Annotated in this window: 15 protein-coding genes, 3 tRNA genes and 1 other annotated feature; all 18 genes read right to left on the minus strand. The window is 50.7% G+C overall.

The features are described from left to right. Nucleotides 1-16 precede the first annotated feature (16 nt). On the minus strand, nucleotides 17-325 hold the full coding sequence (locus tag TOCE_RS10510; RefSeq protein WP_013276817.1) for an ArsR/SmtB family transcription factor: 309 nt from the start codon (nucleotides 323-325) through the stop codon (nucleotides 17-19). Beyond that, the gene (locus tag TOCE_RS10515) at nucleotides 322-1698 is read right to left on the minus strand and encodes a radical SAM protein (RefSeq protein WP_013276818.1); all 1377 of its coding nucleotides are present in this window, start codon (nucleotides 1696-1698) and stop codon (nucleotides 322-324) included. The genes TOCE_RS10510 and TOCE_RS10515 overlap by 4 nt, the downstream gene beginning before the upstream one ends. Before the next feature lie 90 nt (nucleotides 1699-1788). Continuing rightward, nucleotides 1789-2238: a DMT family transporter gene (locus TOCE_RS10520; protein WP_013276819.1), complete on the minus strand. Its 450-nt coding sequence runs from the start codon at nucleotides 2236-2238 to the stop codon at nucleotides 1789-1791. Nucleotides 2239-2393: 155 nt separating this feature from the next. Next, complete coding sequence (gene ftsH / locus TOCE_RS10525; protein WP_013276820.1) at nucleotides 2394-4193, minus strand: ATP-dependent zinc metalloprotease FtsH; 1800 nt, start codon at nucleotides 4191-4193, stop codon at nucleotides 2394-2396. 97 nt (nucleotides 4194-4290) lie between these two features. Continuing rightward, nucleotides 4291-4848 (minus strand): hypoxanthine phosphoribosyltransferase, encoded by a 558-nt coding sequence (gene hpt / locus TOCE_RS10530; protein WP_013276821.1) that lies wholly within the window; start codon nucleotides 4846-4848, stop codon nucleotides 4291-4293. Then, nucleotides 4842-6257 carry a tRNA lysidine(34) synthetase TilS gene (gene tilS / locus TOCE_RS10535; RefSeq protein ID WP_013276822.1) on the minus strand — a complete coding sequence of 472 codons (1416 nt, stop codon included), beginning with the start codon at nucleotides 6255-6257 and terminating at the stop codon, nucleotides 4842-4844. Before tilS ends, hpt begins: the two co-directional genes overlap by 7 nt. A 140-nt stretch (nucleotides 6258-6397) precedes the next feature. Then, nucleotides 6398-8713, minus strand: coding sequence for a stage II sporulation protein E (gene spoIIE / locus TOCE_RS10540; RefSeq protein ID WP_187286571.1), 2316 nt, complete (start codon nucleotides 8711-8713; stop codon nucleotides 6398-6400). Between the two features lie 150 nt (nucleotides 8714-8863). Continuing rightward, a tRNA-Glu gene (locus TOCE_RS10545) sits at nucleotides 8864-8938 on the minus strand. Between the two features lie 5 nt (nucleotides 8939-8943). Further along, nucleotides 8944-9020, minus strand: a tRNA-Met gene (locus tag TOCE_RS10550). 12 nt (nucleotides 9021-9032) lie between these two features. Next, a tRNA-Met gene (locus tag TOCE_RS10555) sits at nucleotides 9033-9109 on the minus strand. 113 nt (nucleotides 9110-9222) lie between these two features. Then, nucleotides 9223-9600, minus strand: a complete 378-nt coding sequence (gene rplL / locus TOCE_RS10560; protein ID WP_013276824.1) for a 50S ribosomal protein L7/L12 — start codon at nucleotides 9598-9600, stop codon at nucleotides 9223-9225. Between the two features lie 142 nt (nucleotides 9601-9742). Continuing rightward, on the minus strand, nucleotides 9743-10261 hold the full coding sequence (gene rplJ / locus TOCE_RS10565; protein ID WP_013276825.1) for a 50S ribosomal protein L10: 519 nt from the start codon (nucleotides 10259-10261) through the stop codon (nucleotides 9743-9745). A gap of 13 nt (nucleotides 10262-10274) precedes the next feature. After that, nucleotides 10275-10406, minus strand: a sequence feature (ribosomal protein L10 leader region). 40 nt (nucleotides 10407-10446) lie between these two features. Further along, the gene (gene rplA, locus TOCE_RS10570; RefSeq protein WP_013276826.1) at nucleotides 10447-11148 is read right to left on the minus strand and encodes a 50S ribosomal protein L1; all 702 of its coding nucleotides are present in this window, start codon (nucleotides 11146-11148) and stop codon (nucleotides 10447-10449) included. Nucleotides 11149-11212: 64 nt separating this feature from the next. Next, nucleotides 11213-11638: a 50S ribosomal protein L11 gene (gene rplK, locus TOCE_RS10575; RefSeq protein ID WP_013276827.1), complete on the minus strand. Its 426-nt coding sequence runs from the start codon at nucleotides 11636-11638 to the stop codon at nucleotides 11213-11215. A 21-nt stretch (nucleotides 11639-11659) separates the two neighbouring features. Continuing rightward, entirely contained in the window at nucleotides 11660-12184 is a 525-nt protein-coding gene (gene nusG, locus TOCE_RS10580; protein ID WP_013276828.1) for a transcription termination/antitermination protein NusG, read from the minus strand. Between the two features lie 31 nt (nucleotides 12185-12215). Then, entirely contained in the window at nucleotides 12216-12422 is a 207-nt protein-coding gene (gene secE, locus TOCE_RS10585) for a preprotein translocase subunit SecE (RefSeq protein ID WP_013276829.1), read from the minus strand. A gap of 35 nt (nucleotides 12423-12457) precedes the next feature. Then, nucleotides 12458-12607, minus strand: a complete 150-nt coding sequence (gene rpmG / locus TOCE_RS10590) for a 50S ribosomal protein L33 (RefSeq protein WP_013276830.1) — start codon at nucleotides 12605-12607, stop codon at nucleotides 12458-12460. A 141-nt stretch (nucleotides 12608-12748) separates the two neighbouring features. Next, complete coding sequence (gene tuf, locus TOCE_RS10595; RefSeq protein ID WP_013274960.1) at nucleotides 12749-13951, minus strand: elongation factor Tu; 1203 nt, start codon at nucleotides 13949-13951, stop codon at nucleotides 12749-12751. Between the last annotated feature and the right edge of the window lie 215 nt (nucleotides 13952-14166).

A 14166-nucleotide genomic window follows, 5' to 3' on the forward strand; every position in this document is an offset into this window, starting at 1 on the left:
AGAAGGGAAGCCCGGCTCATACGCCTTCCAGGGCTTCCCTTCTCATAATTGCGAGCATGTCCTCAAGTTTCGTGAGAAAATCGGCGATAGCACTGCTGCTCAAACTATAATAAACATACTTACCTTCCTGGCGGCTTTTTATTATACCGCTTATTTTCAGGAGTCTCAGATGCCCGGAAATATTTGACTGGGTGGCTCCCAACTCTTGGACCAGCTGGCTTACTGTCTTTTCTCTTTCTTTTAAAGCTTCTACAATTCTCAATCTGGTCTTGTCGGCGAGACTTTCCAAAAACCGCACTTTCGATTCCGTAAGATTCAACGTCAATTAGTTCCCTCCCTGCAAGCGACTTCATCTACACGTTTATTATCATACCAGATTTTATCCGCAATTTCACCCCATTTTTCTGCATAGGGCTTCAATTTTTCAGCGAATTCCGAAGCCGTTTCGTTAGCGGTAAGCTGGGTGCTGTAGGCCCCGCTTTCCTCGACGATTTCCCTCAGCATGTCGGGGTTATCTATCAGGGGACACGGCCTCCTCATGTTCATGTTGAAGGGCTGTCGCTTCTGATACGCCTTCATCAGAGGAGAACACAGGGCTTCCTTCAGGCTCACGTTCTTGATGTTGCACGTAGAATAATGCACGAAAGCGCAAGGCTCTACTTCTCCCTGGGCATTTATGTGAAGGTACCTACGCCCTCCCGCTATGCAGCCGTTAGAAGCTTCGCCGTCGTTCCAGAAATCTACTATCAATATGGGTTTGGTCTTCCTGTACTCCAAAATTTTGTCGTAGATGTAGGCCCTCTGTTCCGGCGTCGCCATCATGTCCAGGTCCACATCCTTGCCGATTGGGATGTATGTGAAGTACCAAGCGAACGCCGCACCCTTTTCCACCAACATATCTACGAATTCCGGGCTGGCCAGCTCTTCGGTATTGTGCCTCGTATAAGTGACGGATGCCCCGTATACAAGGCCGGCTTCCTTCATTTTTTCCATGGCTTCCATTACCTTTTTGAAAACGCCCCTACCCCGCCGACGATCCGTGGCTTCCTCGAATCCTTCGATGCTGAAGGCAAGGGTTATATTCCCCAACCTCTTCATGTCTTCGATCAGTGCATCATCCACGAGGGTACCGTTGGTGAAAAGGTGGAACACCATGGAACTGTGTTTCTCGGCAAGTTTGACTATATCGTTCTTCCTCAGCAGTGGTTCGCCGCCGGACATGGCCATAAAGTATATACCGAGTTCCTGAGCTTCAGTGCAAATCCTGTCAAGCAGTTCGAAGCTCAGCTCTTCTTTTTTCTGGTAATCACCCGCCCAGCACCCGATACAGTTCAGGTTGCACCTTTCCGTCGGATCTACCAACAGCGCCCACGGAACCGAGCAGCCCAGCTTTTTTGCATTCTCTATCTGCTTGGGTACCCCGAGGAAGCTTGCATTTACGAAAAAGTTTATGGCCATTTTCTGTCTGACGCTGGGATGCGTCTTGGTGAGGAGCCTCTCCGCCAGTCTGTACCAGTTGGTATCCTTGTTTTGCAGGAATTTTTTCACAGAGGCTACATTTTTCCTGTGGTGTTCGGGCATCGGAATTTTCTCTACCCATTCGATCAACTTTTCCATATTATTTATCGGTTCCTTCATAAGAAATTTTATTCCCTGCTCCAATACCTTTTCGCCAAGGTATGCCCTGGCAGCTTCCATTTTAAGACCCCCTCCGGATATTTTATCATATCTACATATAATGATATGTTTGATACTATTATATGTTTCCAAGGTAAATATTGTCAAGCTTTATTTATTGAGCAACAGCTTCGCCCCTATAGCCAATAGGATAAGGCCGAGAAAACGCATCCACGTTAAGGGCATTTTTTCAAGGCCGAATAAGCCGAAATGGTCCAGGAGGCATGCAGTCAGTACCTGCCCTACGATGATAGCGGTGGTCGCTACGGCCGCTCCGAGTCTCGGTATGCTCATCACCACGGTGTACGTGATCAGAACACCTATAGCGCCACCCAGGTAATCGTACCAGGGGACTCTGGTGTAATTCGCCCAGGTGCTCTTGCCGATGCCCGTAAGGAGAACCGCGATCATTATGATGGTAGCCGTAAGATGGACGATAAAAGTAGCCCCCGAAAGTCCTATAGCTCGGCTCACCACCGAGTTCATGGCGCCCTGGACGGCCATCAAAACTCCCGCTATAAGTGCTACCAGGAGGAAAAAAAGTTCTCCCGAAATGTTCAAACCGGATCACCTTCCCGCTAATCGATACTTGTTACGGAAAATTATGGTAGTACTGCTACTGAGTGAACCTGCCATATATTATTTCACCCATTCCGATTTGTATTCCCAAAAATAAAATAGACCCACCGCGATGGGTGAGTCTATTTTATTTCTTTTCAGGCGCTGGCAAAAACTTCGAGAAATTCCTCTTCCGTGAGCTTCTCGCGCTCCAGCAGGGCTTCAGCCACCTTGTGGAGCTTATTTATATTTTCACTGAGCAGGGTTTTGGCTTTGCTGTAACACATGTCTATGATGTTGCGCACTTCCTTGTCTATCGTAGCAGCAACTTCTTCGCTGTAGTTTCTGCCTCTTGCCAGGTCCCGACCCAGGAATACTTCTTCCTGTTTGTGACCCAAGGTCATGGGACCTAGGATTTCGCTCATGCCGTACTCCATGACCATCCTCCGGGCTATATCCGTAGCCCGTTCCAGATCGTTCTGGGCACCGGTGCTCACTTCCTGCAGCACCAGCTCTTCGGACGCCCTGCCGCCCAGTAGGTGGGTCACATGGTCCAGCAGTTCGCTTTTAGCCATGAAGAAGCGGTCTTCTTTCGGGAGTATCAGTGTATAGCCTCCAGCCCTTCCCCTTGGGATGATGGATACTTCGTGGACCGGGTCCACGTTGGGCAAAAGCTGGGCCACCACTGCGTGGCCCGCCTCGTGGTAAGCCACCAGGCGCCTTTCCCGCTCGGTCATGATGCGGCTCTTTTTCTCCGGCCCGGCTATAACCCTGGTTATAGCCTCTTCCAGCTCCTCCATAGTGATCCTTTTCTTGTTTCTGCGGGCAGCCAGGAGCGCCGCCTCGTTCATCAGATTTTCCAGGTCGGCTCCCGTAAACCCCGGGGTTCTCCGGGCCAGCACCGACAGGTTCACGTCTTCAGCAATGGGTTTATTCCTGGCGTGAACCTTCAGGATCTCTTCCCTCCCCTTGACGTCCGGGCGGTCCACCACCACCTGGCGGTCGAACCTGCCGGGCCTTAAAAGGGCCGGATCAAGGATATCCGGCCTGTTGGTGGCCGCGATTATTATGATACCCTCGTTTACTGTAAAACCGTCCATTTCGACGAGGAGCTGGTTCAACGTCTGTTCCCTTTCGTCGTGACCGCCGCCCAGACCCGCTCCCCTCTGCCTGCCGACGGCGTCGATTTCATCGATGAAGACGATACACGGAGCGTTTTTCTTGGCTTGGTCGAACAGATCCCTCACCCTGGCGGCGCCGACGCCGACGAACATCTCCACAAAATCCGAGCCGCTTATACTGAAGAATGGGACGCCCGCTTCTCCGGCCACGGCCCGGGCCAATAGGGTCTTGCCGGTACCTGGAGGGCCAACGAGAAGCACTCCCTTGGGTATTCTCGCCCCCATCTCTATGAACTTCTTGGGGTGTTTCAAAAACTCCACGACTTCCTGAAGCTCTTCCTTGGCCTCATCCACACCGGCCACGTCCTTGAAGGTAACCCTTCTCTTGTCGTCGGTATGGAGTCTGGCTCTGCTCCTTCCGAAGCTCATTACCCTGCTTCCCCCGCCCTGGCTCTGCTGCATTATGAAGAACCAGGCGCCGACGAAGAGCAAAGCCATCAAAACCGAAGGCAGTATCTGAGACCACCAGGGCACTGCCGGCACCGGTTGAGCAGTGAGGGTAAGTTCCCCTTTTTCTATCCTGGGCTGAATCCTCTCTATGAACACCGTTTTATCGGGGACATAGCTCGAGAATTTGCGCCCGTCTTTTAAAGCCCCCTCTATATTGCTGTCCATCATTTTGATTTCTTTGACCTGGCCATTGTTGATCATCTGGATAAGCTCTGTATAGCCCACCCTGGTCTGGATTTCGTTCTTGGTGGAGTACCACTGAACCAGGGATAAAATCAAAATGAATATCAGCAGGTAGAAACTGGCGTTGCGAAAAAAATTGTTCAAAACTGCTCCTCCCTTCAGAGCATGAATAATTCTCCTGATATTCTATCACAGTATTATAATATTTGCAAAACCCAAAACTTTTGCCATTACACCGGTTTTAGTCGGGATTATCCGCGGGCTTTACAACTTCCGGCTTTAAAATTCCTATAAACGGGAGGTTCCTGTATTTTTCGTTGTAATCAAGGCCGTATCCTACAACGAAAAGGTCGGGTATCTCAAAGCCCAGGTAGTCCACCTCTATATCCACCTTGCGCCTGCTGGGCTTGTCGAGCAGCGTGCAGATTTTTATGCTGGCGGGTTTCCTGGACTTAAGCATGCTGTAAAGGTAACTCAGGGTAAGACCTGAATCGATGATGTCCTCTACTATGAGAATGTGTTTGCCTTCGACCTCCTCATCCAGATCCTTTAATATTCTAACAACTCCCGAAGACTTGGTTGAAGCGCCGTAGCTGGAGACCGCCATGAAATCCAGCTGAACCGGGAGCTGTATGTGCCTTATCAGGTCCGCTATGAAAAGCACCGCTCCCTTTAAAACTCCCACTACGAGCACATTGTCCTTGTCTTTGTAATCCCGGGTTATTTTTTCCCCGAGCTCCCTGAGTTTGTTTTTTATTTCTTCCTCCGTTATCAATATTTCCTTTATGTCTTCTAACACGTCGACTCCTCCTGACCCCCGTTTTTTCTTTGTATTTCCAGCACCAGGATTTTTTTGGTATCCCCGGTGACCTTGAACCTGTCGTCGATTCTCATGCCGCCGACCCAGAGTATCCGGTCTCCCGCTACGACAATAGGCACCCGGTCCCTCTCGCCGGCGGGTACTTTGTTATCCACAAAAAAGTCTTGGAGCTTCTTTGAAAACCGGCTCCCGAAGGGGATGAACCGGTCTCCCGGTCGCCGCTTCCTCACGGCTAAATTACCTTTTATTTTATCATAATCCAGATATGCCTTCAAGGGACTGGTTTTAAAGGAAGTATATACATCTCTTTCTACAATTCGGGAGGTAATGGTAACTCCCGCTTCAGGAACATCTATTTTCCCCGGCACCGGAAGTTCGTAATAAAAATCGGCCGCTACCGGGGGATCGCCCCTGTAAATGTAAAAGCATTCGTAACTTTTTACTCCTGTAAGGCCGCCGGGAAGATCGAGCCTGCTACCGGTTGGTTTTTCCGCGATAAATTCCACGGTCATTCTGGCGTGCCTGTATTCAAAATCTCTCAGGTCCCCCAGAATTCGCTCCACGGCCTTTCTCACCACCCTGTATTTGAGGGCTTCGTGAAGCTCATTAAATTTCTTTGTGTCTATCATCACCCCGTCCGGCATTGCCCTGACCACCCTGGCAAAGGCCTCATCCGTCAGTTTCCCCAGGAGGGAAATGTCTACGGACGCGATTTCGGAAAGCCTTTTCAGCGCGGCCGAAAGGTGGGGGCAGTACTCCCTTTTTATCAACGGGATCAACTCCAGCCTCAGCTTATTCCTGTAGTAAAAAGTTTGAAGGTTGGTGCTGTCAATCCGGTAAGGAATTCCTTCCCGCTTCAGGTAGTCCTCTATGGAGTCCCTCTCCACTTCAATAAGAGGCCGGATGTAGTGGTCTCTTACGGCCTCTATCCCCACCAGCCCCTCCAAACCCGTGCCTCTGAATATGTTCATGAGCACGGTCTCCTCGCGGTCGTTGCTATTGTGGGCCAGCGCCACCTTTCCGGCCCCGGTTTCCCTCCTGACCCTTTCGAAAAAGGCGTACCTAACCCGCCGGGCTGCATCTTCAGGCGACAGCCCGGTCTTTTTTATATAGGCGGGCACGTCCACCTTTTCCCCGTAAAACGGCAGCCCCCACTGACCGGCCAGGTCCCTCACAAAGGTTTCATCTTCATCCGACTCTTGACCGCGAAAGCAGTGGTTGAGATGCGCCACCGCAAGGCTTATGCCGAACTCTTCCCGGTGGCGGAGTAAAAGGTGCAGGAGGCACACCGAATCCGGCCCTCCCGAAACACCGACCAGCACCTTGTCTCCTTTTTGCAGCATGCCGTATTTATCGACAGTATCCTTAAAGACGCTGATAATGTCCATACTACCCACCATGAAATTAACAGCAGGAGAAAGCTCTTTACCTGCCCTTTAAATTTGTGAATCCGTTATTTTAAATGATATCAGAACCGCCCTTCAAACACAAGCCACCGGCGCAAACAAAATGAAAGGGCCTTGCGGCCCTACCGGTACTGCTGGTGCCATATCCGGCCCACCAGCACCGTCATGTCATCCCTTACGGTTTTTCTCTTTTCCCTCACCTTTTCCAGTATCCTGTTGGCGAGTTCCTGAGGGTTGGTGGTGTTGGTCGACGCCAGGAATTCCATCATCTCGGCTTCCTTATCGTCTCCGTCTGAGAAGGAATCCAGCGCGCCGTCGCTTAACAGCACAATCATATCACCCGGTTTGAGGCGCTTTTTCACGGTGCTCGCCGTTATGCTGTCGACAATCCCGACGGGCAGCGAACCCCCTCTTACAGTATCCACCAGCTTACCCCGCTTGATGAACCCGGTCACCGCCCCGGCTTTTATGAACTCCACCTGACCCGAATACATGTCTATCAGAGCAAGATCCAGGGTGGAAAAAGTATCGTCGTTCCTTGCTATCTGCATCGCCGAATTCAGAATGTCCAGGGCTGTCTTATGGTCGTAGCCGGCTTCCAGAAGCTCTTCCAGGATGGAAAGAGTTCGCTCGCTCTCCTTCCTGGCCTTTTCCCCCACCCCCATTCCATCGCTAATGGCGAGCATAAATTTACCGTCATCCAGTTCCATAAACGAGAAGCTGTCGCCCGAAACTTCGGCACTTTCTTTGGGAACGCTGACTACTCCTACGCTCACCCTGTAGCTGCCTGCGGGCACCGCTTTAAGTCTGCACCTGGTGCTCCCGCTTCTAAGCGGACAGTCTACAATTTTGACCGCCGCGTCGGTACCTAAGGCCTCAGCCACGCAGGAGGGTATGTCGCTCTCGCACTGGCGGCCGCTTATACAGGGTCCCTTGACTATATTGATCTGCAACCTGTCCGCCTGCTTTACACTGTATACGTGTTCGACTCTTATACCCATTTCCGAAAGCCTGTGTTTTATCTTTTCTTCTACGCCGTCGCCGGCATTCTCGGGGAAAGCTCCGTCGGCCAGCGCTCTTACAACCCCGGCCGTTTCTCTGTACTTTTTAAGAATGATCTCCTGGTGGCGCTTTACTATGGAATCCATCTGGAGTTCCAGGCTCCTTAAAAAGTTCATGTCTCTTATCAGTTTCCTTATTTCCTCGGTCCTCCCGCAGCGACCTTTGAAAAACTTGGGCAGACCTTCGCGCGAGGGGTCTTCCTCGCTCCTCATCATTTCATAAAAAGCCCGGACCGTGGCCTTGAACTCCCTTTCCCAGCACGTCTTCTGAAGCCCGCAGTCGGTACATATTTCGCCTTTAGCCTTTTGGTAAACCCTCGTAAAATACCCCTGGCGGTTTTCCTCCTTCAGCGGGAGGGTGAAAGCCGCCGCCATGTCTTCAAAAAGCCTGGCAAGCTCGTAAAGCCTGTCCCTGAACATTTCGTGCCTGTAAATCAGGTCCTCTTCGCTGCTATCGCTCGAAAAGTACTCGGTAACCTTTCTCAAGATACCGGACGGCAGCAGAGCGAAAGCTGCAAGAGCCAAAACCATCGAAGAAACTTGAATTGCCACTTTTCCAATAGAGCCTGCGTAAAGGTTTAAAATCAGGTATCCCATCACAAATCCCGCTATTGTACCGTATTTGCCCAGCCTGTGAAAAGCTCCTGCTACAAGCCCGGCAAACGCCATGATTCCACTAGACCAGGGCGCCACCCCAGCAGGAGATCCGATCATCCCTATTACGGCACCCGCCGCGGCCCCGGCTCCGGAACCTGTCGCAAAGGCCGCGACCAGGATAACGAGGACACTCAGGAATTCCTTTATACCGGTGCCGTACGGTTCCCAGAGGCCCACGAATCTGAGGATGGCACCCGTCATTAGTATGAGGCACAGGCTCCTTTCTATCCTCGTTGTCCGGGTCTTGAATACGCCGGGAAGGCCGAAGGGTATTATATAGGTCATTACCAGGGCCAGCGCCGCTTCAATGAAAACCAGAAAATAATCGTAGAAGCTCGTCCCTTTTATAGATAAAATTAAAAACCCCGGAACCATGTAAGATACCAAAATACTGCCGCCGATCAGAAGGTTCTTATTGACGACCCACTTTTCAAACGTATAGTAAATCACTGCAAAAAGGATCATTGCCGCCGCATACCTTCCCGCTGTCAAGTCACGGGTAGCGGTCAGGTTGCCGAAAAGAGCCGCCAGCCCTACCGAAAAAAACCTGCCGCGGTACAATGCGGCCGCAGCCGTTATTGAAATCCCCAGGGGGTAAATGCCCATGACCGGCGCCCTCCCGAAGATAAAGGCTACGAGGTGAACCAGGAAGCTGTCGGGAGTAAAAGACAAAAGCGGGACGGCAAGTCCGGGTCTGTTTAAACGTGTCTTACTTATCAATTCGATCACCTACCTCACTTTCTGGTAGGCTTTATTATACACCCTGATAATAACAAAAATTGTCAATATGATGATGTCGAGCAAAAAAATCGTTAGACAAAAAAAAATAAAAGTCGCAACCTGCGACTTTTTTTGGTCGTAAAAATAAAATGGTGACCCTGAGGGGAGTCGAACCCCTGTTACCGCCTTGAAAGAGCGGTGTCTTAACCACTTGACCACAGGGCCACTTCTGGTAGCGGCGCAGGGATTTGAACCCCGGACACTGCGGGTATGAACCGCATGCTCTAGCCACCTGAGCTACGCCGCCGTATTTTCACTTTGGTGGCGGGGGCTGGATTTGAACCAGCGACCTTCGGGTTATGAGCCCGACGAGCTACCAGACTGCTCCACCCCGCGTCGTAATTCGCAATGCATTTTATATTTTATAATAAAAAACTTCTTTCGTCAAGAGTTTCGTTAAAAAGCGCCGCGGGCACGCCCCAGGGACGCGCCCGCAATTTTTAGACCTCTTATTTTATCTCGACAGTAGCGCCGACTTCGGCAAGTTTCGCTTTGATCTGCTCGGCTTCTTCCTTGCTGACCTTTTCCTTTATTGGTTTCGGAGCTCCGTCTACCAGGTCCTTGGCTTCCTTCAGCCCGAGGCCTGTGAGCTCTCTTACAACCTTGATTACCTTGATCTTTTCAGCGCCGGGGTTGGCCAGGATCACGTCAAATTCGGTCTGCTCGGGAGCTGCAGCCTCAGCAGCGCCGGGAGCAGCAGGACCGGCAGCCACGGCCACCGGAGCGGCGGCGGTCACACCGAATTTCTCTTGAAGGGCTTTCACCAGTTCGGAAAGCTCTAAAACGGTCATATTCTCTATAGCAGCAATGATTTCATCTTTTGTCATTTTTTTACATCCTCCTTAAAAATTTTTTATTTGTCGTTTCCTCGACTCACTGCAAAACCTTCCGCTTACCGTCAGGCAGCGGTCTGCGACCGTCTGCTACGCTGACCGCATGAAGCCCTGCAGTGAATCGTTTTCAAAGTGATTAAGACGCCTTTTTGTCCTGAATGGCCTGCAGAGTGTATACCAGGTCGAGAATGGGCCCCTGCAGCACCCAGACGATGCCGTAGAGGGGCGACTGGACGGCTCCCACGGCTTTGGCAATGAGTTCCTCCTTCCGGGGAAGCTTTGCCAGTTGCTCTATCATGGCCTTGTCGGCCACCCGGCCTTCCACGACGCCGCCCTTTATCTCCAGCTGCTTATGGTCTTTGGCGAAATCCACCAGTACCTTGGCCGGAGCAACAGGGTCGTCGAAGCCGAAAGCCACTGCCGTAGGACCCTCTAAGTACTCATCCAGGTTGTATTCAAAGTCCTTTACAGCAATTTTGGTGAGGGTGTTTTTTACTACCTTGTATTCGACGCCCTGTTCTCTCAGCTTTCTGCGAAGCTCGGTGATCTCCGCCACATTGAGGCCTTTGTAGTCGGTCAATATGGCTGCTCTAGCCCTGCTGAACTTATCCTTCAGCTCAGCAACCAGCTGCTGTTTTTCCTCCCTGGTTCCCACCTTCTCACCTCCTTAAGCAAACTTAAAAGGCCTTCCTGCAGAGGTACAGAAAGGCCTTGTATTCCCACTTGATACATTGCCTTCGCCTCGGTAGGATATTAAGCCTTCCAGCACCTACTGTCTGCAGCGAATGGATTCTTTATTTCACCGCAAACTCACCACAGGCGGTGAAATAAATTATTTAATTACTTTTTCTCAACTACTTTCAACGGATTTATTTTAATCCCCGGACCCATGGTACTGGAGATTACCACGCTCTTTATATACGTTCCTTTGGCAGCGGCGGGTTTCGCTTTGATTATGGACTCCATCAGAGCCGTGAAGTTATCCAGCAATTTATCGGGACCGAAAGATTTCTTTCCTATGGGAGCGTGAACTATACCGGTTTTGTCGACGCGGTATTCGATCTTACCGGCCTTTATCTCCTTTACGGCCTTGGCTACATCGAAGGTAACGGTTCCGGCTTTGGGGTTGGGCATCAGACCCTTCGGACCCAGTATGCGGCCCAATTTACCCACGGCGCCCATCATGTCGGGCGTAGCTACAGCTACATCGAAATCCAGAAATCCGCCTTCGATTTTGGCAATCAGGTCTTCAGCACCTACGTAGTCTGCGCCTGCTTGCTCGGCTTCCGTTGCCTTATCGCCCTTTGCAAACACCAGCACTCGGACGGTTTTGCCCGTACCGTGGGGAAGCACTACCGTGCTCCTCACCTGCTGGTCGGCATGGCGCGGGTCAACGCCCAGCCTTACGGCTACTTCGATGGTCTCGTCGAATTTCTTATTAGCGGTCTGGAGGGCCAGTTCTATGGCTTCCTTGGGTTCATAGAGCCTGGTCCTGTCCACTAACTTCAACGCTTCTAGATAGCTCTTGCTTCTCTTTGGCATTTTTCTCCCTCCTGTGGTAGTGTCGGAAATAAAATTCCTCCCACCCAGTCCTTACCAATAGTCCTCAGTCGACCACGGTAATTCCCATGCTGCGGGCTGTACCCTCTATCATCCTCATGGCCGCTTCGAGGCTGGCGGCATTCAGATCCTTCATCTTCAGCTCGGCAATTTCCCTTATGTCCTTCTTGGTAACCTTGCCTACCTTGTTCTTGTTGGGTTCTCCCGAACCCTTCTCAACACCGGCGGCTTTCATGAGCAGCACCGATGCCGGCGGTGTCTTGAGTACAAAGCTGAAAGATCTATCCTGGTATACTGTCAACTCCACCGGAATAATAAGACCGGCCTGAGCTGCGGTTTTCTCGTTGAACTCCTTGCAGAAGTTCATTATGTTGATACCCGTCGGACCCAGGGCAGGACCTACCGGAGGAGCAGGTGTGGCTTTTCCAGCTGGGATCTGGAGTTTTACCACTGCTATTACCTTTTTGGCCATATTTGCACCTCCTCGCAAATATTATATTTTTTCCACCTGGTTAAAGTCAAGCTCGATAGGTGTTTCCCGCCCAAACATGGATATAAGGACCTTTACTTTCTGTTTTTCATGGTTTATCTCGAGCACCTTGCCTACAAAGTTTTCGAAAGGTCCGGAAACGACTTTTACATTCTGGTCGACATCAATGTCGAGCTTCGGTTTGGGCTCCTCTATACCCATCTGCTTCAAAATCGCTTTTATTTCCGATTCCTGCAGCGGAATGGGTTTATTCCCGGTACCTACAAAGCCCGTGACACCGGGGGTGTTCCTAACCACGTGCCAGGAATCGTCGGTAACTATCATTTCCACAAGGACGTATCCCGGAAATATCTTGCGCTGGGTTACCTTCTTCTTCCCGTTTTTTATCTCAACTTCTTCCTCCACGGGGACCAGCACCCGGAAGATCTTGTCCTGCATTCCCATGGATTCCACGCGCTTTTCCAGGTTTGCCTTTACCTTGTTTTCGTAACCGGAATAAGTATGGATTACGTACCAGTTTTTAGACATATTTTACAAGGGGTAAAACCCCTGCCCTCCCTTATCGGAGAATCGTCTTCAGAACATTCATCAGAATGCTGTCAACTATCCATATAAAACCGCTAACCAGGGCTACGGATACAAGTACAACGATCGTGTATGACACCAGTTCATCCCTGGTAGGCCAGGTTACCTTTTTCAGTTCCGACCTGACTTCTTTAAAAAATCTGCTGCTTCTTTTTAAGAAACCTTCGCCGCCGGCTGCCATTAAGCATTATCCCCCTCAAAAGGAATCATTTATTTCTATTTCGTCTCTTTGTGCAGGGTGTGACGCCCGCAGAACTTGCAGTACTTTCTGAGTTCAAGTCGATCCGGGTCGTTTTTCTTATTCTTTTCGGTGTGGTAATTCCTGTGCTTGCATTCGGTGCACTCCAGCACTACGTTAACTCTCATCCGGACACCTCCTACCCCTTTAAGCTCAGTGCATTCGGAGTATATAGTAAGTCACTTAAATCAATTTATCATAATTCGTCTTTATTGTCAATAAAAAGGCAAAAATTAAGGGGAATCTCCCGATTCCCCCGTTTTGTTCCTTTATTCGATTATCTCGGTCACCACACCGGCCCCTACGGTCCTGCCACCCTCGCGGATAGCAAAGCGAAGGCCTTCTTCTATCGCTATGGGAGCTATAAGCTCGATCTCCATTACTACGTTGTCACCAGGCATGACCATCTCGGTGCCCTCGGGCAGCTTTATTACTCCAGTTACGTCGGTCGTCCTGAAGTAGAACTGCGGCCTGTATCCGTTGAAAAACGGTGTGTGCCTTCCCCCTTCTTCCTTCTTCAATACGTATACCTGGCCCTTGAATTTGGTGTGCGGATGTATGGATCCGGGTTTGGCTATTACCATACCCCTTTCTACTTCGTCCCTGTCTACGCCTCTCAAGAGTGCTCCGATGTTGTCTCCTGCTACCGCCTGGTCCAGGATCTTCCTGAACATCTCTACACCGGTCACTACGGTCTTCTTCTTCTCAGGAGCCAATCCTACTATCTCTACTTCGTCGCCTACTTTCAGGGTGCCCCTCTCTACTCTTCCGGTCACTACGGTGCCGCGCCCGGTTATGGTGAATACGTCTTCAACCGGCATGAGGAAGGGTTTGTCGGCGTCGCGCTCCGGTGTCGGTATATATTCGTCTACAGCGTCCATGAGCTGCCATATCTTGCCGCACCATTCGCATTCCCTCTTACCGCATCCGCATTCCAGAGCCTTTAATGCAGAACCCGCCACTACGGGTATCTCGTCGCCCGGGAATTCGTAGGAGGACAAGAGTTCCCTTACTTCCATTTCGACCAGTTCTAAAAGTTCTGGGTCGTCTACCATGTCTACTTTGTTCATGAATACTACGATGTAGGGTACGCCTACCTGCCTGGCAAGCAGTATGTGTTCCCTGGTCTGGGGCATGGGGCCGTCCGCTGCCGATACTACCAGGATGGCTCCGTCCATCTGGGCGGCTCCGGTAATCATGTTCTTTACGTAGTCGGCGTGGCCCGGGCAGTCCACGTGGGCGTAGTGCCTCTTTTCAGTCTCGTATTCCACGTGAGCCGTGGCTATTGTTATTCCGCGTTCCCTCTCTTCGGGAGCTTTGTCTATCTGGTCGTATGCTACGAAGTTGGCAAGCCCCGAGCTGGAAAGGGTTCGGGTAATCGCTGCCGTTAATGTGGTCTTTCCGTGGTCTACGTGGCCTATCGTACCTACGTTAACGTGAGGCTTCGTCCTCTCAAATTTTTGCTTTGCCATCGTGTTTCCTCCTTGTACAATATAGTTAGCTTTAATAATGTAATTAAGGGTCATTCAAAGTTTTTTGACAACCACACAGGAATTCTGATAAAACTTAGCTAATATTTCTCGTAGCGGCAGGGGACTTCGATCTTCCTCCTTGGGAAGCTCTTTCGCTGTCCCGAAATTAAGAGTGAAGCCCCTCCTCTATGAGATGTCTCGAATGAGCACGTTGC

The sequence above is a fragment of the Thermosediminibacter oceani DSM 16646 genome, from assembly GCF_000144645.1.
Lineage (GTDB): Bacteria > Bacillota > Thermosediminibacteria > Thermosediminibacterales > Thermosediminibacteraceae > Thermosediminibacter > Thermosediminibacter oceani.

Coding starts and splice junctions, on each gene's coding strand:
- TOCE_RS10515 (WP_013276818.1), bottom strand. CDS start 1,698: ATGGAAGCTGCCAGGGCATACCTTGGCGAAAAGGTATTGGAGCAGGGA.
- tilS (WP_013276822.1), bottom strand. CDS start 6,257: ATGGACATTATCAGCGTCTTTAAGGATACTGTCGATAAATACGGCATG.
- rplL (WP_013276824.1), bottom strand. CDS start 9,600: ATGACAAAAGATGAAATCATTGCTGCTATAGAGAATATGACCGTTTTA.
- rplA (WP_013276826.1), bottom strand. CDS start 11,148: ATGCCAAAGAGAAGCAAGAGCTATCTAGAAGCGTTGAAGTTAGTGGAC.
- rplK (WP_013276827.1), bottom strand. CDS start 11,638: ATGGCCAAAAAGGTAATAGCAGTGGTAAAACTCCAGATCCCAGCTGGA.
- nusG (WP_013276828.1), bottom strand. CDS start 12,184: ATGTCTAAAAACTGGTACGTAATCCATACTTATTCCGGTTACGAAAAC.
- secE (WP_013276829.1), bottom strand. CDS start 12,422: ATGGCAGCCGGCGGCGAAGGTTTCTTAAAAAGAAGCAGCAGATTTTTT.
- rpmG (WP_013276830.1), bottom strand. CDS start 12,607: ATGAGAGTTAACGTAGTGCTGGAGTGCACCGAATGCAAGCACAGGAAT.
- tuf (WP_013274960.1), bottom strand. CDS start 13,951: ATGGCAAAGCAAAAATTTGAGAGGACGAAGCCTCACGTTAACGTAGGT.